This window comes from Phenylobacterium sp. (assembly GCF_965229015.1).
Taxonomy (GTDB): Bacteria; Pseudomonadota; Alphaproteobacteria; order Caulobacterales; family Caulobacteraceae; genus Phenylobacterium.
In genome coordinates this window covers 1,274,904-1,297,562 of sequence record NZ_CBDDIM010000001.1, presented here as the reverse complement: position 1 = coordinate 1,297,562, position 22,659 = coordinate 1,274,904, and the positions used below count along the sequence as shown (strand labels likewise).

The window sequence follows — 22,659 nt, the reverse complement described above, 5'->3', positions numbered from 1 at the left end:
CGAGACGACCCCGACCAGCAGGTGGGCGCTATGGGTCCGTCGGGTCGTCATTGCGCGCCTCGGAAGCCCGGTTGTGGAACTGCAATGCAATCATGATGGCCTTGAACGGCCGCAGGGCGGCCAGGGTCATGATCCCCATCAGCGGGAGCCAGATGAGGATCTCGAGCCAGACCGGCGGATGGAACGCGACCTCGGTGAACAGGAGGCCAAAACAGCCGATGGCGCCGACGATCAACAGAATGAAGACGACGGGCCCGTCACCAGAGTCGGCGTTCGACAAGTCCTCGCCACAAGCCTCGCACTTCGGGCAGACCCGCAGGTAGCCGCAGAACAGGGGCGCCTCGCCACAGTTCGGGCATCGGCAGAGCAGGCCGGCCAGGAACGGGTTGACGCCGGACATGGGAACCCGCGGAGGCGCCGGGTGGGTCATGACGCCCTCGTGCGCGCCGCCAGGACGCAGGACTTTGATTGACGGTACCGCCGCTGCAGAACGCTCCTCAAGGCCGGGCGGGCGGCGACAAGTCGGATGAAGCGCGAGAGCCTCCCGGCTTCAATGGGTTTAACCAGCGCATGGGCGCCCGCGGGCGCGGCGAGCCGGTTGGCCTCGGGAGATCGCGTGAAGATAACCTCGAGGCGCGGCGCGGCGTCCCTGGCCAGCTCGGTGAGCTCCAACTCCGTCAATCGGCCCACGGCGGGTTCCGTGACCAGCATCGCGGCCTTCAAGCCCCGGTTCAGCGCCACAAGCGCTGCTTCCGCAGTGGCGTATTCAACGACGCGCATGCCGTCCAGCCGCAGACCAGCGGCCAGTTTGGCGCGCTGCCCCTCATCGGACTGAACAAGAAGGATGGCGGGGGTGTCAGGCATGGGTGTCCATGGGTTGTGGTCCGAACCAGATTGCGCGACGGGACGTGATGGAAGCCGTTTCACATATATCTAGTGATGTTGCAAGCATCACGATGTGTGATGAAAAGATCACTATCTTGGTCTGAAATGGAAATATTCCCCCGGACGGAGCGTTCTGGCCAGAATCCGTTCAGCCGCCTCCCCATGACCAAGGCTGGTCATTCCCGCCAACGGGCGCTATAGGGCGCGCCTGTAACGATATCCAAGACATCACAATCGATGGTTATGCTGGCGAGATGCTCATTGCCCCGTCGCGTTGGGAGAGACCCATTGGAAGCTGCGGACGATCTTGCCAGGCTGCGGAAGGCGGTCACCCTGCTCGATGGAGAGGTCATGCTCGAAGGATGGGCGGCGGACCGCGTGAGCGTGAGAGAGCGACGCCTCGGCCTGGTCCTGCTCACCAACTGGCGGATTATGTTCGTCGATATGAAGGGGGGATTTTCGGCTATCCCGATCGCGAAGATCGACTATGTCGAGATCATCTCGCCGACCCAGATCATGATCTCGACTTGGTACGACCGCCTGCATCTTGCCTTTGACAGCCGCGGCCCCTCCAGTGCGGTGCTCAACCTGCTGCGTCAGGATCCGAACTGGAACGCGGTGGAGGCCGACCTCTTCGGCAAGCCGGATGTCCGGAGTCTCGCTAACGGAAACGGGCCCGCCGCTGACGAAGGTGAGATGGCGGGGGCTCTGCGGCTCTGCGAACTATCGTCGAGCTGGTGACGCGGTGTTCACGAGCCCATTCTCACAGGTCGATCGCGGCTTGCTGATACCCAAGGTATCACTATAGATAGCCGAATGATCACCGGTTCACAGATGAAGGCTGCGCGCGCTCTCCTTGGGATTGACCAGAAGGAGTTGGCGCGCCTCTCGAATGTTTCGCTTCCGACCATCCAACGGATGGAGGCCAGCGACGGCATTGTCCGTGCGGTTGTAGATAGCCTGGAGAAGGTGGTCAACGCCCTGAACGGGGAGGGGGTCGAGCTCATCGCCAGCGGCGCGCGCAGTGAAGGCACCGGGCGCGGCGTGCGGCTGATCGAGCGGAAATAGAAACGTCGCCTGATGACCAATTGATGTCTGAAGCATCAATTCAGGCATTCTGAACATCGACATGGGTGCGTGGGATGTGCTACCAATCCCGGCATGACCCCTGTAAGGACCGCCCCCGCCCGCCCCGTTGGTGAACCTCTGTCCGCCGCTCTTGCGGCGATGCCTATCGAATCGGGTGAGCGGCGGTCGCTCTCAGAAACGGCGTACGCTGTCGCCACACAGGAGCGGGCCGTCACGCTCGCGCAACCTTGCGAACTCATTCTGTTCCCCGAGATGGGCTCGGAGCGGGACCAGCGGCCGAGCGAGCGGATCAAGCTGCTTTTCGTGTGCCGAACCCACGCCATTCTAAGTCCGATGGCCGAGGGCCTGGCGCGCGCCGCCTACACGCGCCTCAACATCAGTGTTCAGAGCGCCGGTCTCACGGCCGACCCCCTCGACGCCGAGGCCGTCGCGGTGATGGGCGAGATCGGGATCGACATCGCGCCGATCGAGGCCGTGTCTGTGCGCGACCTCGACCTTGCCGGCTTCGACATCGTGGTCTCGCTTGGAGTGCACAGACTTGGCGTTGGTCGTCACCAGATGGCGGTCGCGTGGGAGACCCCCGAATTCCGCAGGCTCCGCCGGCCGCGTCCCCTCGCGCGGCTCCGGGATGTACGCGATGCGCTCTCTGCGCGTGTCCGCGGGCTGGGCGCCGTGCTGACGGCGACCAATCGCGCTTAGGCTTCGGGGCGCCGCTCGGCGGCGCGCTCGTCAGGCTACCGGCGTCTTGGCGACTTCGGGGCCGAGCGCAGTCTCAGTCTCCCCGTTGGGCGCCGGCGTCTGTCGGGACACCACGAGGGTGTTTCCGGCATCATCCTCCAGCACCGAGACCAAGCGTGTCTCGTAGCCTGCCAACCGGAGCGCCTTCGAGATCCATTGGGTCGGCCAGGACTGGGGACTGTCGGCGACGTTCCAGACAATCAAGCCGCCTGGTGTCAGGACTTGGGTGAGCAGGGCGCCGATGTCGCTGGCGAGCATCGACTCCGGAATCTCCACGCCACGGAAAACATCAACGGCGATCGCGTCCCAACGCCGCGATGTCGATCGCAGGAACTGCATGGCGTCTGCATGCACGCACTCGACCTGCGGCGGAAGGCGGAACCATCGGCGGGCGATTTCAAAGGTCATCGACCAGTTGTCGACGGTCGTGACCCGGGCGCCGCGCCGGCTGAGTTGTGTCGCCAGAGCTCCCCCCGCGGTTCCAAGCAGGAGCACGTTCTTTGTGTCCTCAAGGGCCCGGTCCATCTCCGTGATGTATCGGAGGAGATTGGCCCCCTCGGCATCGACATGGGTGTAGAGGGCGCCATCCTCATAGTAGAGGCGCGCGCCGTCCCACCGGCGTTCGATAACGCGCACCTGCCGCCCGTCCTCGTCGCTCCTGAACAGCAGTTTCATTTTCGGAAAATCCCCGTCGTGGCGGCGTCGATGGCCCGCGAGACCCAGGTCTTGTCGCCGACACAAGACCCAAAGGCTTACAGCCCGCGCGGAGCATCATCAGTTATGAGCATAGATATGCAGAACATCACTAACCAGTGTTGCAATATCCATCCTGCACGCCTAGATTTCTGGGTGAGCGGCGCGCCTGATCGCGTCGCCACTCGGGATTGCTGTGGCCTCTATCCAGGCTCGCATCGAGCTGAGGCCGAGCGTTCGATCCGGCGCCGCACAGCATCAGGGTTCACTAGCGGCGCTCTCTCAGGGGGCGGCCCACTTCGAAGTTCGCACGGGCCGCAATTTCCCTCTCCCTAGACGGAGCCCGACATGTCGACAGGTCAGCTCGCCTACCTGGTTATGGTGGTAGCCGCCTTTGCGCTCCTGCAGCTCTCGTTGGCGTGGGCTGTTCTCTACACTTGGCTCGGTGACCGACGAGACCGAAGGGGCGCGGCCTTGGCCTCTAAGCCTCAGGCGCAATTTCACGCATTCGAGACCCGTCAAGCTAAGCGGGTCTCAATCGATCCCTCATATTGATTGCGACGGTCTGCTCGCCCTCGCCAAACGCGACCGGCGAGGAGCGCCGTTTGGATAGTCAGGCGACCCGGTCCGCCAGGGTCTTCTTGATCTCGGCGATGGCCTTGGCGGGGTTCAGGCCCTTCGGACAGACCTGGGCGCAGTTCATGATGGTGTGGCAGCGATAGAGCTTGAGGGGGTCCTCCAGGGCGTCCAGCCGGTCGCCTCATCTCTGGAGTCAATCAGCCAGCGATAGGCGTGCAGCGGGGTGGCCGGGCCCAGGTACTTGTCGCCGTTCCACCAGTAGCTGGGGCAGGAGGTCGTGCAGCAGGCGCAGAGGATGCACTCGTAGAGGCCGTCCAGCTTCTCCCGATCCTGCGGGCTCTGCACCCACTCCTTCTGCGGTTCCGGCGTGGTGGTATGCAGCCAGGGCTCGATGGAGGCGTACTGGGCGTAGAACATGGTCAGGTCGGGGATCAGGTCCTTGACCACCGGCATGCTGGCCAGGGACATGGCCCACCCCGCCAGGATCAGGCGCCGACATAGAGGGCCGAACCGGTGATGCGGTGCAGGATAGACCCCACCATGGTGGCGTGCGGCCGCCAGACCTGGAGGTGCGGCGACAGCGGGCGTTCAACCCTGCGAGACATGTGTTTCGATTCCTCCGGCATATGGTCCCGAAAAGGCCGCTCACCCAGTCCCTTCGAACCACGAGCCACGAGCCCAGGGCGCCTGCGCCCTGGGCTTTTTCGTGTTCGCTTCACAGGAAACCGACCGGCCCCCCAAAGGCACAAACCCCATTTTGGGCGCAAGCCACCTTCTCGCCTTAAAGGCGAATATATAGATTAGAGAACGCCAAGGAAGGTCGTGCCGAACTAAGTCGGAACCATCTTTGGTGTCTCTGGTTGACATGCGAAGCGCTATAATTCTCGAAAGCCGGACGATAGGCCAGAATTACTTGATTAATGTGCGTTAACTCTACTGAGAGGCCAATCTGATGCTTACTGTGTCTCATGAAGATCAAAAGGCTTCGGCCGCAACGGACACGGCCCAGCCTCTCGTGAACGGCGAGCCCGCCTCCTGGGCCGAGCCCTATCCGGGCTATCTCGACCAGGACGTGTCGCGCTTCTTCTATCGTTGGGGCGGTCATCTGTCCTCCAGCCTGGTGCGCGCGCGCAGCCGTTTCGACGGCGATCTGGACCAGTACCTGCTCTATCTGATCTTCCTGCTGGCCGACCTCTCGGAGTCCATGGCCCAGGCGTCACAGCCCCGCAGGATCTCCGGCCGCCCCCGCGGCCTCAACGCCCTGAGCCTGGCCGACATCACCCGCATCCCGCGGGAGAGCGCGCGGCGCAAGCTCCTGGCCCTGGCCGAGCGGGGCTATCTGGTGCGTGACGGGGAGGGTCTGTTCGTCCTGGGAGACCAGTACGGCCTCGACCAGTTCTTCGGCGACCTGCGGCCGCTGTTCTGGGACCGCCCGGAGCCCGGAGCGTCCGACGCCCGGCGCGGCGCGGCATAGAGGTGGTTTCGGTTGACCGCGATGCGTGCGCCCGCGGGTTGGCCACCCAGTTCTTTGGGGCGCCACCACGGACCCATGTCGTGACCGCTGATGCGGCGACCTTTGTGCGCGACGCCGCCGACGGGTCCTTCGGAGCCGCGTTCGTGGACTTCCAGGAGTCGGCGACTGTCCCAAAGTCTTATTTCGCCGTTGGCTTTTGGATTGATCTCGCGCGGGTGGTCCGGCTGGACGGCGCGATCGTTCTGAACGTCACCGAGGGGCTCTGGAAGAGTACAGATTGGAACGCGTGCACGGCGGCCCAGCTCGAAGCTGGACTTGAAGTCGTGGCGATCTCCGCACCCCTTCCGTCCGGCAATCGGACGCTAATCAGCAAGGCTCGCAAGCCAGGCGGGTTCAGTGGGCCCGTTGGCGATGGGGACGGTCTCGCCACGGACTGCGAGACCGATCTCTCGACGGCTTCTCATCCGATGGAAAGACCATCTCCTTCAGGTCCCTCCAGATGATCCGCTCGTCTGGCCCATTGGGTTGCGGCCGAAAGGTCACGATCAGGGCCAGCCCTGACATCGCTGCCGCATAGCCAACTTCACGCCATGCGCGCTCGTGGCGCTCCTGGCCTGGATCCAGAGGGCCCACCCACCATCGCGGTCGCGCGGCGGGCGCGGGCAGTCGACCGCAGATGATCTCCTCGATCTCCTTCAAGGAGAGATGCAATTCAGCAGGATATCTTGCCCTCAAGAAGTCCTGCAGGCGCGCAAGTTTGAGTTCCAACGATTGCCTCCGATTGACTTAGATAATGGAGAGGGAGGGGCGCTCGGGGCGGCGACAGATGATGAGGGTGTTGCTCTCCTCGTCCATCGAGACCGAGACAATGCGGGGGGCGAGGCCGATCAGCCGGAGGGCTCGCGCCACCCAGGCGACGGGCCAGGAGTTCCTGCCCTCGGCGATGTTCCAAACTATCATGCCGCCGGGCTCAAGCGCCTCGACAAGAAGGAAACCAATCTCCGTGGTCAGGAAATGCTTGGGTATCTCGGCCCCGCGAAAGATATCGATCGCGATGGCCGCCCAGCGACGTTTCGTATCCCGCAGAAACGTCAGGGCGTCCGCCTGAATGCACTCAACTTGACGCGGAAGGTGAAACCACCGTCGAGCGACGACAAAGGCGAGCGCCATGTCATCTACCGCCGTAACCTGCGAGCCTGTCCGGCTAAGCTCGGTCGCGAGAGCCCCGCCCGCCGTGCCGAGTAGGAGCACGTCGGGGGAATTCTCAAGGGCGCATCGCATGGCCTCGACATATTCCAGAAGGTTCTCGCCGCTTGCAGCGACATGCGTGTAGAGGTCGCCACTTTCGAAATACAGACGCGATCCATCCGCCCGACGTTCCAGTATCCGGATGCGGCGGTCGCCGTCGTCATGGGATTCAAGCAGTTTCATCTTGTGTAACGATCAGGCCATCAATTCGCATGGATGATCAGGTTGACCGACGATCGCGCTGACGCCCCGATCGTAAAGGCCAAGCCTTTGGCGCGGACCTCAAGCTTCTGTCGAACATCCCTCAGGCGGCGGATCTCTTCACCTAGGGCCAACCCGGTCTCGGACCCGGCGCACGTCCATGTCAGCCGCACAATGCGTTCAAGAGGTGCGGGCGTCTCATGCATCTCATGGAAGGCGACGACCTGCCCGATCCCATCCGGACCAAAATCGCTCAACCGCTCGCTTCGTTGGTCGCGGATGTCGATGCCAATCTCCGCCATGACGTTGACGGCCATGGTGCTGGGAAAAGTCGGCATCATCGCCGCACTAGTGACGTCCACGTCACGGGTCTTCAGCATCTTACGCGCCCACCCGGCCGCCATCTGCGCGCGATCGCCGCCACCGTTATCGACGAAGGGGACCAACATGGGGACTTTGCGCCCTCCAGGAACGCCATCCGGCGATGCCGCCGCCGCTGCTGCTTGATCGATTGCAACCAAGCGGCAGATTGGGAGATTGAATAGTGATCGATACGATCTCTAGCATGATGCGTTAAACATCGATATAGATATTGAGCGTGCGCCGCTGGCCATCAACGCCAGGCGGGCGGCCACCCCTGCGGATGCAATACTCCGAGGAGAGGCGACCGAGACGTTTTGTGGAGACCGTGAAGCCCATGTTCGTTTTCGTGGCAGGCTTTCTACTCTTGGCGACAGCCCTTCTCCTGCGGCGTTGAAGGTCCAGCGTCACCCAAGGCCAACTGGGCGGACGACTTCATCGCACCAATGAATGGATGAGGGCGTGCCCCTGAATGGCCGATGCCAGGGCCGGGCTAGGGGCCTTCGTACGCGACCGCCGTGGGCCATGGAGTTCGGGTCAGAAGCTCTGGCCCTGAACGCTGCTCATGATCGCCATCGAGCGGGAGGCCAAGTGATTTCGAAGGAGGTCGAGTACAAGATCCCTTGCTTGTTCGCTCGCGAAGTTCAGACGGATTTTCTGCTCCCATAAGGTCACCGAAATCGCCTGGGCGTCCGAGGCATCAATCCACGCGATCCTTTCCATGGGCGTCTCCAACACCTCGTTTGGAGAGGCGACGAAAACCAGCCGCTCAGCGGTCATGGACAGAACGCCGGTTATGCGCTCGTCCTGGCGACCAAGGACGACGGGGTGTCCGTCGGTTTCAACGCTTTCGCCAGACAATCCCGCAACCTTCGAGGGGCGCGAGCCGCCAAACCAAGGCCCTACCAACGTACATATCCATTCCATTTCCATCGCTCCGATCTCGGATCGCAGACCTCCCTGGCCGCCACCATCAGGCTTGAGTCGGGCCAGTCGTCGGCGCGACGAGGCGCTTGGGCGGTGGCGTGGGACCTTGATCGTCAGCCCATGGTCGCCTCGTATTGGCGCCATGCGGATCGCGCGCCATCAGAGGCCCGCGCCCTGGGCTTGAGGCGTCAGCAGCCAAGCCGCCTTGGCTTCGGCGAACACGTGGGGCACGCGGTCCCTCAGATCGCAGCTGCGCAGGATCTCAATTCCCACCTCGGCGGCCTTGAACCAGACCGCCTGAGCCTCGTGGGCCTCTCCGGAATCCCACTCCACCACCACGAAGGTGTTGGGCAATGCGCGCGTAGGCTCCACGCCTAGGCGCATGCCTCGAGTTGTGAGATCCAGGATTGTGCAGACCACGCCCGAGGGAAACAGGCGAGCCGCCAAATCAACCGCTTCCCGCGGTCGCAGGCGCTGACCCTCAGGCGCGGAGGACGAAGGTGGCAGGGGTGCTTTGGGTGCGGAACAGGCCTTCATTCTAACGATCAAACCTCCAAGTCCATGACGCTCACCGCCCGGCGCAGAGCCAGCCCGAGCAGCCGTCAGGCCCTCTCAAGGCACATGGCCACGCCCATCCCACCACCGATGCAGAGGGTGGCGAGTCCCTTCCTGGCCTTGGAGCGCCGCATTTCGTAGAGAAGCGTGGTGAGCACGCGCGCGCCCGAAGCGCCAAGCGGGTGACCAATGGCGATCGCCCCGCCGTTGACATTCACCTTGGCGGGATCGAGCCCCAGCTCCTGCATGACGCACAGGGATTGGGCGGCGAAGGCCTCGTTGGCTTCGATGAGGTCCAGATCGGAAACCGACCAGCCAGCCTTCTGCAGCGCCATGCGGGAAGCTGGGATCGGTCCGGTGCCCATGATGTCCGGCTCCACGCCGGCCTGAGCCCAGGACGCAATGCGGGCCATGGGCTGAAGTCCGAGGCGGTTGGCTTGACCCGTCGTCATCAGCACGACAGCGGCCGCGCCGTCATTGATACCGGAAGCGTTGGCCGCGGTGACGGTGCCTTCCTCGCGGAAGGCCGGCCGCAAGCGTGAAATGCTTTCGAGCGTGGCCCCAGCGCGAATGTACTCGTCCTTGTCGACAAGCACCTCGCTCTTGCGCCCCTTCAAGGTGACCGGTGCGATCTCAGCGTCGAACCTGCCGGCCTTCTGCGCCGCCTCGGCCTTATTTTGCGAAGCGACCGCGAATTCATCCTGCGCCTGACGGGTGATCTGCCAGCGGCTGGCGATGTTCTCGGCGGTGTTGCCCATGTGGTAGCCGTGGAAGGCGTCCCAGAGGCCATCCTTGATCATGATGTCGATGAGTTGCAGGTCGCCCATCTTCTGGCCGTTGCGCAGGTGAGCGACATGCGGCGCCTGGCTCATGCTCTCCTGACCGCCGGCGACAACGATGCTGGCATCGCCAGAGGCGATCTGCTGCAAACCCAGCGCGACGGAGCGCAGCCCGGAGCCGCACAATTGGTTGACCGACCAGGCCGGACTCTCGATCGGGATGCCGGCCTTGACGGAGGCCTGCCGCGCCGGGCCCATGCCGGCTCCGGCCTGCAGAACCTGACCCAGGATCACCTCATCCACCTGGCCCGGCTCAAGACCCGCGCGTTCGACCGCGGCCTTGATCGCGACCACTCCCAGGTCGTGAGAGGCCAAGCTCGAGAAGGTGCCGTTGAAGGATCCTACCGGCGTGCGCGCGGCGGAGACGATGACAATGTCGCGCATAGGAGAAGGCTCCGAGAGAAGGTGGGCCGCAGCTTTCCAGCCTTTAGTCTAGATGCGCAAGATATCAATATCAGGGACAAGGACGTCCATGGTGAGAGTTGGCGTTGCCGCGACATCCGTGGGCGATACGACGAAGATCGTCGGGAGGCGGGCAATGAGACGTTCGTCGAGGCCCTATCGGATCGCCCAGAATTGCGGCTCGGACGTCGATGTATCGATGGTCGGCGTGACTTCGAGAACAACGCGCGCGCGGACCAGATTGCCGGGCGCAGTGTCAGGACGTCGGGGTGCTTCTGAGGCCAGAGCCATAGGCTGAAGACTCTGGCTCTGGCCTCGTCCGCCTACAGGCGCTCGACGATGGTCACGTTCGCCAATCCGCCGCCCTCGCACATGGTCTGAAGGCCGTAGCGCTTCCCCCGCTGCTTCAGAGCATGGATCAGTGTCGTCATCAGCTTGGCGCCCGAACAGCCGAGGGGGTGACCAAGCGCGATGGCGCCCCCGTTGACATTGAGCCGTTCCGGGTCGCCGCCGAGCGACTTCAGCCAGGCCACGGGCACCGAGGCGAAAGCTTCGTTCACTTCATAGAGGTCGATGTCGTCCATCCGCAGGCCGGCCCGCTTGAGCGCGCGCTCGGTCGCGGGGAGGGGCGCTTCGAGCATGATGATGGGGTCGCCGCCGCCCACGGTCATCTGATGAATCCGCGCCAGCGGCGCGACGCCAAGCGCCTTCAAGCCGCGCTCGTTGACAACCATCAGGCCCGCCGCGCCGTCACAAATCTGGCTGGACGTGGCCGCGGTGATCGCTCCGCCTTCTTGCAGCAGCTTCACGGCCTTCATCGCTTCCAGCGTGCCCTCGAAGCGGATGCCTTCGTCTGCGTCATGAACTTCCTTCGTGCCGTCGGCGGTCGTGATCTCAAGCTTGATGATCTCATCGCTGAACAGGCCTCCGCGGGTCGCGGCGATGGCCTTCTGGTGGCTGTTGAAGCCGAACTCGTCGAGCTGGTCGCGGGTGAGCCCGTACTTCTTGGCCATCATTTCGGCACCGACGAACTGGTTGAACTGAATGCCCGGATAGCGCTCCTCCATGCGGGAGCTCTTGGATACCCCATATCCGTTCTTTGCCGGAAGCACGGACGCCAGCCCCATGGGCACCCGCGTCATGCTCTCCACGCCCGCGGCGATCACGATATCCATGGCGCCTGACATCACGGCCTGGGCCGCGAAGTGCAGAGCCTGTTGGGACGACCCGCACTGGCGATCCACGCTGGTCGCCGGAACGGATTCCGGGAGTTTGGACGCAAGCACCGCGTTCCGGGCGACATTCCCAGACTGCTCGCCGACCTGGCTCACGCAGCCCATGATGACATCCTCCACCAGGGCGGGGTCGGCGCCCGTTCTCTCGATGAGGGCGTCGAGCACCTTGCTTGCGAGGTCGGCGGGGTGCCAGCCGGCGAGGCGTCCGGCTTTGCGACCGCCGGCCGTACGCGCGGCGGCAACGATGTAGGCTTGGGTCATGATCACTCCGTTACAGGGTCGCGTCGATGGCTGGGCCAACGCCAGTGGATGTGCGGTGGCTGGCGACGGATCGGACCATATCGTCGATCGACTTCCGTGACGGGAAGCAAGCAAAAACGACATAAAGGAGTTCATGAATTATGGTCAGAATATCTATTATGATAAGATGCACATCACCCGGCGACGTGTCGGCAACTCTATTCCGGAGGTCCTTGCGGGGGCTGAGTAGGTGGGGGCGGACCCGGTCGTATTGAGGGGCCGGAATGCGCTAGTGGTGAGATTCTGACGGTCGGTACCCACCGTAACCGTTGCTGGCCAAGGGGTCGTGCCGGTTGCAATGGACTCAAGCGTCCCGTTCTATCCACTAGGATTGGGGCTGCTGCCACGGGCGTCAGAATGACTTGCTTGAATTTGCTGCGGGGAGGCCACGCTATCGGCGTGGCCGTGGCGCCCAGGAATGCCAATCTTCAACTGGATATCCCGCGACCCCCAGTCGATGACGGGGACAGTGCGCCTATTGTAGCCGCGGGGCACATCGCAGGGCTGGCTATGTCGCTTCTAGCCATGGATCGTTGGGTTAGAAGAGTGTCGATTGCTGGAATATAGGTGGAAGTATGGTTGGGCTTTTCACCCGCAGCTGCTTGTTCACATTGAAACGACCAAAGACCACCATGATCGCCGACTGAGGAACGCCGAATTCACCGGCGAGAAAACGCACCATGTGGTCTGTCGCCCGACCCATATGTGGGGCTGCAGTCACGCTGACCTTAAGCTGTTGCCCCTTGGGCTTGCCGATAGCATCTCGGCTGGCGCTGGGTTTGCCCAGAATATTGATCACCAGCGTGTCATCTTCCCACCAGAAAAATGAGCGCCCATCGTCGGCTGTTGATACTGGCGTCGAGCGTAGGTTTTTCATCTGCGGAATCCTGTCAGGTGGGCCAGACGCTCATCGTAGCGGCTTGCCCAAACGCGGCGCCGTCAGCGGACGCCAGTACTGGGCGTGGGACGAGATCCGCAACTCTGTGATGCATGGCAGCTTGGTGAGCCCTTACTCCATCGAACGCGAAGACGAGCAACTGTTAGATCTGGCTGGCATGTTCCACCCACTAACGACTGCTTTCCTTCAGCGGCGCGCGCGCGTCTCGAAGGGCGGCGATGGCTTGCGGAATGAAGAAGTCGGTAGGCACACATCGTTCCCAGTGAGAGGATACATTCTCTCTCACTGGGGGTAAAAATATCCAGCAATTACAATATACTGATATCAGACCAGTAGAATCCTACCGGGCGTTCCAAACCGTGTCCTGGTCCATATCGGTCTGGCGGCCCATCCATTGCAGGTAATCGAGCGAGGGCTCGGCCCAGGGCGTGCCGCGGTGCTTGCCGAAAGGAATGTTCGGCATCAGTTTCGGCTCCTTGGTCCAGGCGATCATTTGTTCGACCGTTGTGACCTTCCGGAGATCGGCGAGCAGGTGTGCCGTCACCCAGGCGTCAGGCCCCCCCGGTGAGGAGGCATGGCCAAATCCAGATCGAGGTTGAGACCACGCCAGTAACGCAACACCTGATTGGAATGGCGCGGGGCTTCCGGCCAGACCCGCAAGGCGACCTTGTAGGTGCAGATCCAGGGCAGGGCGTCGGTCACGGTCTCCGTGACGAACTGGCGTTCGAAATCGGAGCTGTGAGCGACAAGCGCGTCGGGTGCCTCGCCGCCCCAGACAGCGCGGCGCAGACGGTCGGGGGTGCAGACTGGCGTGTCGTCGGTGAAGTCCGCCTCGGTGATGTGATGCACGGCCATCGCCCTGCACGGCAAGCCGGAGATCTTCAACACCGACCAGGGCAGCCAGTTCACCAGCGCGGCCTTCACCGGCCTGCTGGCCGACAACGGCATCGCGATCAGCATGGACGGCAAGGGGGCCTGGCGCGACAACGTCTTCGTCGAGCGGCTCTGGCGATCGGTCAAGTATGAGGAAGTCTATCTGAAGACCTATGACAGCGTCGCTGAGGCCCGCGCCTCGATCGGCCGCTATCTGGAGTTCTACAAACGCAAGCGCCCGCATTCGAGCCTGGGCGCCCGCACCCCGGACCAGGCCCATTTCGACCGCCAGCCCCAGGCCCTGGCGGCATGAAACTTTCGCCGCCGGGGCTGGCGCGTTACTCCAGTCGGGCTACGCCCTCCCTGCGTGACGCGCCAACCGCGGCGAAACACAACCGGCAGAGATTCCACTTAGCCAGCGGCGATCCCTGTCCAGACAATCCCGGCCACCGCTGACCTCGAGTGTTAGCGCCCACGTCAGGCGGCTGTGTTCTGCGGGCCGGGTTCCGCGGCCGCGGCTTCAGTCAGCGCCAGCGTCTGCTCCATCACCTCGAATAGATGGGCGATTTCGATGGGTTTGGGGACCAGGCCGTCCATTCCCGCAGCCTCATACTCGACCACCTGGTGGGTCATGGCGTTGGCGGTCACCGCGACGATGGGGGTGCGGGCTCGACCGGTCTCCAGCTCGCGCAGCCGGATGGCCCTCGTGGCTTCGATGCCGTTCATCTCGGGCATCTGGATGTCCATCAGGATGATGTCCCAGGTCTGGTCTTCCCAGGCGGCGACGACCTCGCGGCCATTAACCACCAGGATTGGTGTGATGCCCGCCTGCGCCAGAAGGGACTTGAGGACCAGCTGGTTGGTGGCGTTGTCCTCGGCCGCGAGGACTCGAAGTTCGGCCGGCCGTTCGGTCTCTGCCGGTCGCGTTTCCGCGGCCTTCGGTTCGGCCAAGGCCTGGGCCGGCTCCAGCGGCAGCATTAGGGTGAATGTGGAGCCCTCGCCAAGCTCGGTAGAGACTTCAATGACGCCGCCCATCAGGGTCGTGAGTTCGCCGCAGATCGTGAGCCCGATGCCCGCGCCGTCATATCGCCGCGTGAGCGTGCCGTCGGCCTGGAAGAAACCTTCGAAGAGGCGCGCAACGTCGTCCTCGGCGATGCCGATGCCCGTGTCGGCCACGCGGAAGACGATGTGCCCGGCGTCGCGGTCGACCCGCAGCCTGACGCCGCCGGTCTGCGTGAACTTCACGGCGTTTTCGGAGAGGCTGTAGAGGACACGCTTGATGCGCGTGGAATCGCCCAGGTAACGCCCGCGGGCCGCCTCGGCGACCTCGAACTCGAACGCCAGCCCCTTCTTCCCGGCCAGCGACTGATAGGCGGCGGCGACGCCGCGCATGAGGTCCTCCAAGTCGAACTCGACCACCTCGGGCTGAAGGGCGCCGGCTTCGATCTTGGAGAGGTCCAACAGATCGTTCAGCGTCGCGAGCAGGGTCTCGCTCGATCGACGGATGACGTTGACGCGTTCGCGCTGAACCCGGGTGAGTCGGTCGCCTGTAAGCGCCTGGACCATGCCGAGCACCCCGTTCAAGGGTGTGCGCAGCTCGTGGCTCATGGTGGAGAGGAACTGCGATTTCGCACGATTGGCCGCGTCGGCGGCGCGCTCACGCTCTTCGGCCTCGTGACGCGCGGTCATGAGCTCGATCCAGGAGGCCGCAAGCTGCGCCCGCGCCGACCAGAACTGGACCGCGAACATCGCAATCGTGAAGATGGATGCGAAGGCGCCGAGCACGTGGCCCTGCTGCAGCGCCGTGCGCGTCAGGCCGAAGCCGACCAATCCCAGGATGATGAGGTAGGGTGACAGGCTCGCCATGAGGATCAGGGGCGATCGATAGTAGCGCATGAGCACGTGGACCATCGAGCTGCTCATCAGCGCGAAGGCGAATAGGCGTGCGCCCGGCCCGCCTTTCACGATCAGGGCGAAGGCCGCGACGGCGTAGACCGTGGTCGCGAAGACCCGAAGCGCCGGCGTCCACACGCCAGCCGCCCGCGAGGAGCGGGCACCCGTGGCGATGAGCCGTAGGAAATGATCCTCCGTGGCGACTGCAGCGATCGCGACCAGGGTCCAGGCCAGGACCATCGGCCACGGCAGGATACTCAGACCCATCAGGCTTACCATGCCCATGCCGAGCGCCTGCACGATCAGGTTTCGGCCGAGCTGAATGGAGAAGGCGCTGGGCTCGGGATATGCGGCCAGGGTCGCTGGGTTGATGTTCGGTCGACGTAACATTGGCATGGAGCGCTCCCTCAACTTGGAGCATTGATCCCGATCGCCTGACGCTACGTTAACAACCTTGGCTTGTTGCTCATCCGTCAACCCTCGCACAGTCACGGACCGTCCGACGACGGTCGGGTCGAGATCGACAACAACACCGTAGAGCGCGCCATCCGGCCCCTGGCGCTCACCTTAAGAACGCGCTGTTCGCCGGTTCCGACGCCGGCGCCGACCACTGGGCCATCCTCGCCTCGCTCATCGAGACCGCCAAGCTCAACGACATCGATCCCCCAAGCCTACTGAGGTAGCGCCGGTTGTCCGTACAGTTTGGCGGCTTGGCTAAGGTTGCTTCAGGTTCAGATCACACCGCCAGTTTGTGCTCAGGGTTGGCCCTATCCGGGGCGAGCCCCGGATAGGGCGGCGCCTGGATTTGCCCATAGGCCTCGTCGGGGGTGGCCCCGGCAAGGGCCGAGTGGGGCCGGTTGGTGTTGTCGTAGCCGATCCACCGGGTGAGGCCGGCCCGCAGTTCCGATCCGGTCTCGAAGGCGTGGATGTAGACGCACTCGTATTTGAGGCTGCGCCACAGCCGCTCGATGAAGACGTTGTCCATCCAGCGCCGCGGCCGTCCATGGAGACCCGCACGCCGGCGTCGTTCAGCACGTCGACGAAGCGGGGCAAGGTGAACTGGCTGCCCTGGTCGGTGTTGAAGATCTGGGGCGGCCCGTAACGGGCCAGCGCTTCTACAGGGCCTGGATGCAAAACTCGGCGTCCATGCTGTTGGAGGGCCGCCAGGACAGGACTTTCCGCGTCGCCCAGTCCATCACCGCCACCAGGTACAGGAAGCCGCGCTGCATCGGGATGTACGTGATATCGGCGCACCAGACCTGGCCCGGCCGGTCGATGGTCAGCCCGCGCAGCAGATACTTGTAGGCCCGGTGTTCCGGGTGCGGGATCGTCGTGCGCGGCTTTTGATAGATCGGCGCCAGGGCCATCTTGGCCATCAGCCGGCGCACCCGCATCCGGCCCACCTCATAGCCCTGGCGGCGAAGATGGCGGGCCATCTGGCGCGAGCCATACCAGGGCGTCTCCAGGAACGCCTCGTCGATCAGCCGCATCAGCGCCAGGTTCAGCGGGGTCTCGCCCGTCGGCTGGTAGTAGAGGCTGATCGGCTGATCGACACCAGGGCGCACTGGCGCTGGATCGATAGTCGGGGATGCTCGGGCTCGATCATCTGCCGCCTCCGGTCCAGGCTCAACGACCGAAGGCTTTGGCTAAAAAATCCCGCTCCACCACCAACTGGCCGATCTTGGCGTGCAGCTTGTCGATCTCGCCCTCCCGGGCGCCCTCGGTCGCCTCGGCCTTGCCGGAGAACACCCCGGAAAGCCCCTCGATGGCCTGCTTGCGCCACGCCGCGATCATCGTCTGGTGGACGCCGTGCTTCGTCGCCAGCTGCGACAGGGTCAGCTCCCCCTTCAACGCCTCCAGCGCCACCTTGGCCTTAAAATCAGCCGAGTACCGCTTCCGCTTCCCAGTCATAAAGTCCGTCCTTCAAGCAGGTCGAGCCTACCTTCGACAACTGTCCGAATTTCCGGTGCCACCTCAACCTGCGGCGCTTAAACCGCGGGCGGCTTTTTCGGTGGATTCACCGTCATCTTTTTCGGTGGATTCACTGTCATCGCACTATCGTCCTTGGCTTCACGCTGACCTCAGGCCCTCAGGACCCATCATGACCGTGGCGGAACTCATTGCCGCATTAGAGGCTTTTCCTTCGAACCTACCCGCCATTGTCGAGGTGGATGGTCGGCCCCTGGAAGTCGAAGGCGTGCATCTTGTGGATTCCGGCAGGTGCTTCCTGGAGTCCACGGGGATTCGCGGGGACGTGGTCCTGCTCGACTGACCCCGTATTCGGTGTGTCGCCGAGTGTCGCCCACAATCTATGCGAGCGCTTGACTCATTCCTAAACCCCGTTCCGCGATGATCCGGAACCAACCACCTTGCCATAGGCGGTCATGACTCAACCTCCCGCACCTCAACGTCTCCCCCTACAAATTGGCGGCGATGTCTTCGCCCACGCCATTGAGACCTACCCCGATTGCGTCAGGGTCTTGAATGTCGATGGCTATGTGGAGTTCATGAATCCGCGCGGGCTGGTGCTCTTCGAGAACGATGACTTCGAGCCCAATCGAAGATACTGGCCGACCCTGTGGCCCGAGGGCACGCGGGCTGTGGTCGAGGAGGCCCTGGAGGCCGCGATCTCCGGCGAGACCCGGTCCTTCCAAGGTTTTTGCCCGACCGCCAAGGGCGCCCCCCGATGGTGGGACACGGTGGTGTTCCCGGTGTTTGCGGCAGGCGGCACTAAGGCGCTGAAGATTCTGGCCCGCTCGCGCGACATCACGACGGAGCGGGAGACCCAGGCCCTGCTCAACGACGCTTTGGCCAAGGCGACGACGGCCAATCAGGCCAAGTCCGATTTTCTGGCGACCATGAGCCACGAGATCCGCACGCCTCTGAATGGAATCCTCGGCATGGTTCAGGTGATGCAGGGCGACGAGGCGACCGCCACCCAGCGGCGGCGGCTGGAGGTCATTCGCCTCTCCGGCGAGACCCTGCTCTCGATCCTGACGGACATCTTGGACCTTTCGCGGATTGAGGCCGGCAAGCTCGAGCTTGAGTTGGCGGAGTTCGACATGGAGCATCTGGTTCGCGACGTCGAGGCCGCCTTCGCTCCGCTCGCCGAGCAGAAGGGCCTGTCGTTCGACTTCGACGTCGAGGCCGCCGCCTGCGGCGCCTTCAATGGCGACATCACCTGTTTTCGACGGCTCCTGTACAATCTCGCCTCCAATGCGGTGAAGTTCACTGACGAGGGAGGCGTGCGACTGGCGGTCAGCCATCGGGACGGGATGCTGGTCATTCAAATGAGCGACAGCGGAATCGGCATTTCGCCCGAGCAGATGCCGACCTTGTTCGAGAAGTTCGTTCAAGGCGATGCGTCCTATGCGCGCCGGTACGGCGGATCGGGGCTTGGCCTGGCGATCTGTCAGGGTCTCGCCGAGCGCATGGGCGGCACGATCCATGTCACGAGCACCGTCAGGACCGGTTCGACCTTCATCGTCAGGGCGCCGCTCGCCCGGCCCCCCAGGACAGCGGGCGACGACCTGCCGCCATCGGCCGCGCGGCGCGTCTCAGGCCAGCCGCAAACCGAGATCAAGATTCTCGCGGCGGAAGACAACGAGGTGAATCAACTCGTCCTGCGGGCCCTGCTTGAGCAGGCTGGTATCGCCCCGCTCGTGGTCGGTAACGGCGCCGATGCGGTCGTCGCGTGGGAGCGCGAGCATTGGGATGTGATCCTCATGGACATCCAGATGCCGGTCATGGACGGTGTAAGCGCCACGCGCGCGATCCGCGCCCGTGAAGCCGCGAACGGCCGGCCGCGCACGCCCATTCTCGCCGTCACCGCGAACGCCATGCCCCATCAAGTGCCGGAGTACTACGCCGCCGGCGTGGACGATGTCGTGCCAAAGCCCTTGGACGCGGCGTTGCTGTTCGCCGCTCTGGATCGGGCGCTCGACCAAATGGCGTAGGCGTCTGGTCGGGGGCCGAGAGGCGGTGTTCCGCAGGCGCCTCCGTCGTGGCCACGCCCGGTCCAAGTCCAACCTGCCTGGATCGGAACTTGCTCAGAATATATCGCCGGCGGCCGCCTTCGATCGTCGCCCATAGGCGGTTCTGGACAGCGGACCGCGACAAACAGCCACGCTGATTTTCGGCCGCGTGCACGTCGTATTCACCAACGTGGAGTAAAGAAGTCCGCAACAAGGCCAATTACCACCGGAGAAATTCGCGTAAGAAGCAGGAAATGAACTCAGCTTCACAAGGCGGCCCTTATTACCTGAGTATACCTAACGTCTGCCTAGGTTCGGTCAAAACTATGATTACCAATGATCGTCTCGAATACATCAATCATCGAGGCGAACTGTTCATCGAAGTCGATCCGCCGATCGATTGTCGCTCTGGTGGGCCAAGAGCCACGAGATGCCGGCGAGCGCAGCGGCTTCGACCCAAAAGAGGCTGTCGTCGACAGTTTTCAAGCGTTCTGCCCGCCCCCAAGGACCACTCCGCGGCCGGAACCGATAGCCGCGTCACATTGAACCCCATCCGGCCGGCCGCGGCCCGCCCGCACCAAGTCCGAGACCGCGCGTCGCTTTCGATCGGGCCGCGCCGCCGCCAACAGTGAAAGGAATTCGAACGTGCCGGCCCTTGCGTGTCTGAGAGTCGCGTTGGATGAGGATCGCACAGGCCTGGCGCCTGAGACGGTCGCTCGCTTGGTCTCGAAGTTCTCGAGCGCCTATCTTGAGACGCGCTGGCTATGGCCGCGAAAGTTCGCGCCGCTCACCGCCTTCTCGTTTCTGCTCACCGATCCGCATGTCGACGACCTGGATCCAGCCGAACTCTCGCGCCTGTCGGACGAGCTTCAGACCAAGCTGTTTGGCGAACGCGACGCGGGCGAGGTCTCGCTCCTGCTGTTCGAAGGGGCGATCGAGGCGATCACGGCCTTTGCGGCTCTGGACCCGGCGACCGCTCTACGTTGCCTTGCCGATCCGTCCCTGGCGCCCGGGGGGCGGCTGACGCAGATCAGACCCACCGACTGGGTTTTCATCGAGCCGGAGGCGACCGAGGGACCCACCCGCGATGCGCGTGCTTCGGAGGCCCGCAGCGAGACCTTTCAGGGTCTCTACCTGCTGGCCCAGCAAACCTTCATGGGCGATGTGATTTCCGTGACACGGGCGGGCGCTACCAGCCGCCTGAGCCTGACCGACGGCGCCGCGCACGAGCCGCGAGACCAGGTCGAATACGACGCCGACTGCCTTGCGGCCGGACTGGGGATGTTGGCCGACCCGCGGGCCAATGGTCTCCTTTACCTACCCGTCGCCTATTCCAATATCCTGCGGCCAAGCCGACGGGCGGCCTATGAACAGCTAATGACGGCGCTTCCAACCGACAGCCGCGGGCGGCTTGGCGCCGTCGTTTACGATGTGCCCCGCGATCCGAGCTTCACCGTCATGGGTCAGCTGTCCAAATCCCTGGGTCAGCACTTCGGCAAGGTGGTGTTGCGCATTTCCGATCCGGAATTCGCAATCGAGGGTCTTCCGGCCAGGATCGTGAGCGGCGTCAGTTTCTCATTGCCGGACGGCGATTCACGCCTTCGACTGGCGGCGCTCCGCCGGTTTGGCGCTCGCCGGGGCCTTTTCCGTCAGAAACTCGTCTGGGCGTCGGTCACCAACGTCCGCAGCCGCGCGGAACTCGGGGTCTGCGCCAGGCTCAATGTCCCCATTGTCAGCGGCCCCGCCGTCGGGCGACCGCGGTCCAGCCCGGTCGCGGGGCTGGCGAGATCGCTCGCCGACCTCCCCGCGACCGAGATCGAGACGCCGACCGTCCCGGTTCTGGCCTGATGTCTGTCAAACGGCGCGCAAAAGTTTTCCACGCCGATTCACAGTGCAAAGCTCGAGGAATGGCGCAAGGACAATACGGCCGAGGTTCTCCAAAGCGATCTCGAGGCTGCAAAGCTGCCGCAGGCTTCCGCGCGCAATCACCGCGAGGCGAGGGTCCACCCAGAACGCCCCAATCGCGAACGGAAGCGACATCAAATGTCGAGGTCGGCGAAGTCTTCCCAAGCCGATGTTCGATCCACCACCCTATGCGCGGCGAATATGCCGATGATGTTGGCGTTGGGTAAGGCTTCCTGGAGCATGTCGCGGCACACCATGAAGCTGCAGCCCGTGGTCAGAACGTCGTCCAGCAGCACGATGAGGTTCGGCGGATTGAAGCGCCTCGGGAACTCACCCTTCTGCTTGAGCTTGTAGATGGTCGTGTCGCCGAGGGGCACGATCTGACGCAGTTCGGAGCGGCGCACCCAGCGTCGAAAATCAAGGCGCTTGGGCTGGAACCGCTCCTGCTCATCGTGAAGCAAGCTGACAGGGGCTGAGGCTAATTTTGAAGTCATGATCGAGCATTGCTCCGCTTGTTTTTGGGGCGCGGAGCAGCGGTCGAAATAGCTGAAGGACGCGTTGATCGGCATGCGCTTTGAGAGGCAAATGTCGGTCGAACGGCGGGAGCGAACTGCGCCCAAATAAGCCTTGTCGACGTTGGACTTACGGCCTGCTAGGCCTGGGAAAATGTCGGTGTTCACGCTTGGAGGAGTCGAACGTCTCCGAAAGTAACGCGAACGTGATGGCTGAAATTCTTCGATGAATTCAATTGGCTGAATTTCTATCGGGTCAAGGGCCGGTATTTACCGTCAGACGAAAAAATTATCCCCGCATTCTCAACTAGTTACCTCACCGATTTACCATCGAGTGGGAGTAGGGCGACCCGTCTAGGCGGGCCGCGCGGCGTCGGCCGCCCCGTCAATCCGCGGGTTCGAGTTCCGCGGCGATGGTGCGCAGGGCCTGTTCGAAGGCCGCCGCGGGCTGGCCGCCGGAGATCAGATAGCGGTCGTTGATCACCACGGCGGGGACGGCCGAGATGCCGGCCGCCTGCCATTTGCGCTCGGCCGTGCGAACCTCGTCGGCATAGCGGCCCGAGGCCAGGATCTCGCGGGCCTCGGCGCCGTCGAGGCCGGCGATCTCGGCGACGGCCACCAGGGTGTCATGGTCGGCGGGGCTCTGGCCGTTGGTGAAATAGGCGTCGAACAACGCGCGTTTCAGCTGCGCCTGGCCGCCGACCATACCGGCCCAATGCAGCAGGCGGTGAGCGTCGAAGGTGTTGTAGATGCGGCTCTCGGGGCCGGTCTTCATGGTGAAGCCGACCTCGGCCGCCCGGGCGTGGATCGCCGCGCGGTTGACCGCCGACTGCTCGGGCGTCGCGCCATACTTCTCGCCGACATGTTCGACGATGTTCTGGCCGCCGACCGGCATGTTCGGGTTGAGCTCGAAGGGCTGGAAATGGATGTCGGCGGTGACGAGGTCACTCACCTGACGCAGGGCCTCTTCCAGACCGCCCAGCCCCACCACGCACCAGGGGCAGGAGACGTCGGAGACAAAGTCGATCTTCAGGGTCTTGGTCATGTGGGTGTCTCCCGCCGCCGTCGTTGTCGCCGCC

The 22,659-nt window shown here is 63.6% G+C and carries 25 protein-coding genes and 4 pseudogenes; 10 read left to right on the top strand and 19 right to left on the bottom strand.

Features of this window, described 5'->3' with window-relative positions; genetic code table 11:
* Positions 1 to 28 precede the first annotated feature (28 nt).
* Entirely contained in the window at positions 29 to 430 is a 402-nt protein-coding gene (locus tag ACO06I_RS06515; protein WP_421931770.1) for a DUF983 domain-containing protein, read from the bottom strand.
* Positions 427 to 864: a hypothetical protein gene (locus ACO06I_RS06510; protein ID WP_421931769.1), complete on the bottom strand. Its 438-nt coding sequence runs from the start codon at positions 862 to 864 to the stop codon at positions 427 to 429. Before ACO06I_RS06510 ends, ACO06I_RS06515 begins: the two co-directional genes overlap by 4 nt.
* A 309-nt stretch (positions 865 to 1,173) precedes the next feature.
* Here ACO06I_RS06510 and ACO06I_RS06505 point away from each other — a divergent pair, with 309 nt between their 5' ends.
* The 3 genes from ACO06I_RS06505 to ACO06I_RS06495 all read left to right on the top strand — a co-directional run bounded on the left by ACO06I_RS06505 (position 1,174) and on the right by ACO06I_RS06495 (position 2,673).
* Entirely contained in the window at positions 1,174 to 1,626 is a 453-nt protein-coding gene (locus ACO06I_RS06505) for a hypothetical protein (RefSeq protein WP_421931768.1), read from the top strand.
* Between the two features lie 75 nt (positions 1,627 to 1,701).
* Positions 1,702 to 1,953: a helix-turn-helix domain-containing protein gene (locus ACO06I_RS06500; RefSeq protein WP_421931767.1), complete on the top strand. Its 252-nt coding sequence runs from the start codon at positions 1,702 to 1,704 to the stop codon at positions 1,951 to 1,953.
* Positions 1,954 to 2,112: 159 nt separating this feature from the next.
* Positions 2,113 to 2,673, top strand: coding sequence for a low molecular weight phosphatase family protein (locus tag ACO06I_RS06495; protein ID WP_421931766.1), 561 nt, complete (start codon positions 2,113 to 2,115; stop codon positions 2,671 to 2,673).
* A 30-nt stretch (positions 2,674 to 2,703) separates the two neighbouring features.
* Here the strand turns inward: ACO06I_RS06495 and ACO06I_RS06490 are convergent, their stop codons facing one another.
* From ACO06I_RS06490 to ACO06I_RS06480, 3 genes and pseudogenes are all read right to left on the bottom strand, one after another.
* The gene (locus tag ACO06I_RS06490; protein WP_421931765.1) at positions 2,704 to 3,387 is read right to left on the bottom strand and encodes a spermidine synthase; all 684 of its coding nucleotides are present in this window, start codon (positions 3,385 to 3,387) and stop codon (positions 2,704 to 2,706) included.
* Between the two features lie 631 nt (positions 3,388 to 4,018).
* A pseudogene (locus ACO06I_RS06485) lies at positions 4,019 to 4,446 on the bottom strand (4Fe-4S dicluster domain-containing protein); the annotation flags it as partial.
* Between the two features lie 23 nt (positions 4,447 to 4,469).
* The gene (locus ACO06I_RS06480; RefSeq protein ID WP_421931764.1) at positions 4,470 to 4,589 is read right to left on the bottom strand and encodes a hypothetical protein; all 120 of its coding nucleotides are present in this window, start codon (positions 4,587 to 4,589) and stop codon (positions 4,470 to 4,472) included.
* A 410-nt stretch (positions 4,590 to 4,999) separates the two neighbouring features.
* Between ACO06I_RS06480 and ACO06I_RS06475 the strand changes: the two genes are divergently transcribed.
* Together ACO06I_RS06475 and ACO06I_RS06470 are read left to right on the top strand one after the other, a co-directional pair.
* Entirely contained in the window at positions 5,000 to 5,458 is a 459-nt protein-coding gene (locus ACO06I_RS06475; RefSeq protein ID WP_421931763.1) for a hypothetical protein, read from the top strand.
* Positions 5,459 to 5,538: 80 nt separating this feature from the next.
* Positions 5,539 to 5,961, top strand: a complete 423-nt coding sequence (locus tag ACO06I_RS06470; protein ID WP_421933646.1) for a hypothetical protein — start codon at positions 5,539 to 5,541, stop codon at positions 5,959 to 5,961.
* On the opposite strand, the gene ACO06I_RS06465 is transcribed toward ACO06I_RS06470, so the two are convergent.
* The 10 genes from ACO06I_RS06465 to ACO06I_RS06420 all read right to left on the bottom strand — a co-directional run bounded on the left by ACO06I_RS06465 (position 5,852) and on the right by ACO06I_RS06420 (position 13,383).
* Complete coding sequence (locus tag ACO06I_RS06465) at positions 5,852 to 6,226, bottom strand: DUF7662 domain-containing protein (RefSeq protein ID WP_421931762.1); 375 nt, start codon at positions 6,224 to 6,226, stop codon at positions 5,852 to 5,854. The two genes, ACO06I_RS06470 and ACO06I_RS06465, sit on opposite strands and share 110 nt — an antisense overlap.
* Positions 6,227 to 6,244: 18 nt before the next feature.
* A complete protein-coding gene (locus ACO06I_RS06460) occupies positions 6,245 to 6,889 on the bottom strand; it encodes a spermidine synthase (RefSeq protein WP_421931761.1) in 645 nt (214 codons plus the stop codon).
* Between the two features lie 20 nt (positions 6,890 to 6,909).
* The gene (locus tag ACO06I_RS06455; protein ID WP_421931760.1) at positions 6,910 to 7,356 is read right to left on the bottom strand and encodes a hypothetical protein; all 447 of its coding nucleotides are present in this window, start codon (positions 7,354 to 7,356) and stop codon (positions 6,910 to 6,912) included.
* Positions 7,357 to 7,804: 448 nt separating this feature from the next.
* Positions 7,805 to 8,200 carry a hypothetical protein gene (locus tag ACO06I_RS06450; RefSeq protein WP_421931759.1) on the bottom strand — a complete coding sequence of 132 codons (396 nt, stop codon included), beginning with the start codon at positions 8,198 to 8,200 and terminating at the stop codon, positions 7,805 to 7,807.
* 153 nt (positions 8,201 to 8,353) lie between these two features.
* Positions 8,354 to 8,548 (bottom strand): hypothetical protein, encoded by a 195-nt coding sequence (locus ACO06I_RS06445; protein ID WP_421931758.1) that lies wholly within the window; start codon positions 8,546 to 8,548, stop codon positions 8,354 to 8,356.
* A 248-nt stretch (positions 8,549 to 8,796) separates the two neighbouring features.
* Positions 8,797 to 9,972 (bottom strand): acetyl-CoA C-acetyltransferase, encoded by a 1,176-nt coding sequence (locus ACO06I_RS06440; protein WP_421931757.1) that lies wholly within the window; start codon positions 9,970 to 9,972, stop codon positions 8,797 to 8,799.
* Between the two features lie 341 nt (positions 9,973 to 10,313).
* Positions 10,314 to 11,486, bottom strand: coding sequence for an acetyl-CoA C-acetyltransferase (locus tag ACO06I_RS06435; protein ID WP_421931756.1), 1,173 nt, complete (start codon positions 11,484 to 11,486; stop codon positions 10,314 to 10,316).
* Positions 11,487 to 12,063: 577 nt separating this feature from the next.
* A complete protein-coding gene (locus ACO06I_RS06430) occupies positions 12,064 to 12,402 on the bottom strand; it encodes a DUF167 domain-containing protein (RefSeq protein WP_421931755.1) in 339 nt (112 codons plus the stop codon).
* A gap of 361 nt (positions 12,403 to 12,763) precedes the next feature.
* Positions 12,764 to 12,967, bottom strand: a complete 204-nt coding sequence (locus ACO06I_RS06425; protein WP_421931754.1) for a hypothetical protein — start codon at positions 12,965 to 12,967, stop codon at positions 12,764 to 12,766.
* Positions 12,964 to 13,383: a hypothetical protein gene (locus ACO06I_RS06420; RefSeq protein ID WP_421931753.1), complete on the bottom strand. Its 420-nt coding sequence runs from the start codon at positions 13,381 to 13,383 to the stop codon at positions 12,964 to 12,966. Before ACO06I_RS06420 ends, ACO06I_RS06425 begins: the two co-directional genes overlap by 4 nt.
* On the opposite strand from ACO06I_RS06420, the pseudogene ACO06I_RS06415 reads away from it, so the two are divergent.
* A pseudogene (locus tag ACO06I_RS06415) lies at positions 13,274 to 13,609 on the top strand (transposase); the annotation flags it as partial. The gene ACO06I_RS06420 and the pseudogene ACO06I_RS06415 sit on opposite strands and share 110 nt — an antisense overlap.
* A 164-nt stretch (positions 13,610 to 13,773) precedes the next feature.
* On the opposite strand, the gene ACO06I_RS06410 reads toward ACO06I_RS06415, so the two are convergent.
* Positions 13,774 to 15,579, bottom strand: coding sequence for an ATP-binding protein (locus ACO06I_RS06410; RefSeq protein ID WP_421931752.1), 1,806 nt, complete (start codon positions 15,577 to 15,579; stop codon positions 13,774 to 13,776).
* Positions 15,580 to 15,690: 111 nt separating this feature from the next.
* Here ACO06I_RS06410 and ACO06I_RS06405 point away from each other — a divergent pair.
* Positions 15,691 to 15,866: pseudogene (locus ACO06I_RS06405) on the top strand (IS66 family transposase); the annotation flags it as partial.
* Positions 15,867 to 15,925: 59 nt separating this feature from the next.
* On the opposite strand, the pseudogene ACO06I_RS06400 reads toward ACO06I_RS06405, so the two are convergent.
* Positions 15,926 to 17,100 (bottom strand): annotated as a pseudogene (locus ACO06I_RS06400) (IS3 family transposase).
* 190 nt (positions 17,101 to 17,290) lie between these two features.
* Between ACO06I_RS06400 and ACO06I_RS06395 the strand changes: the two are divergent.
* The 3 genes from ACO06I_RS06395 (at position 17,291) to ACO06I_RS06385 (ending at position 21,011) form a co-directional block, all read left to right on the top strand.
* Positions 17,291 to 17,461 carry a hypothetical protein gene (locus tag ACO06I_RS06395; protein ID WP_421931751.1) on the top strand — a complete coding sequence of 57 codons (171 nt, stop codon included), beginning with the start codon at positions 17,291 to 17,293 and terminating at the stop codon, positions 17,459 to 17,461.
* 112 nt (positions 17,462 to 17,573) lie between these two features.
* A complete protein-coding gene (locus tag ACO06I_RS06390) occupies positions 17,574 to 19,145 on the top strand; it encodes an ATP-binding protein (RefSeq protein WP_421931750.1) in 1,572 nt (523 codons plus the stop codon).
* A gap of 738 nt (positions 19,146 to 19,883) precedes the next feature.
* Positions 19,884 to 21,011, top strand: a complete 1,128-nt coding sequence (locus ACO06I_RS06385; protein ID WP_421931749.1) for a hypothetical protein — start codon at positions 19,884 to 19,886, stop codon at positions 21,009 to 21,011.
* A gap of 191 nt (positions 21,012 to 21,202) precedes the next feature.
* On the opposite strand, the gene ACO06I_RS06380 is transcribed toward ACO06I_RS06385, so the two are convergent.
* On the bottom strand, positions 21,203 to 21,748 hold the full coding sequence (locus ACO06I_RS06380; protein ID WP_421931748.1) for a hypothetical protein: 546 nt from the start codon (positions 21,746 to 21,748) through the stop codon (positions 21,203 to 21,205).
* 217 nt (positions 21,749 to 21,965) lie between these two features.
* Positions 21,966 to 22,625, bottom strand: a complete 660-nt coding sequence (locus tag ACO06I_RS06375) for a DsbA family oxidoreductase (protein WP_421931747.1) — start codon at positions 22,623 to 22,625, stop codon at positions 21,966 to 21,968.
* Positions 22,626 to 22,659 lie beyond the last annotated feature (34 nt).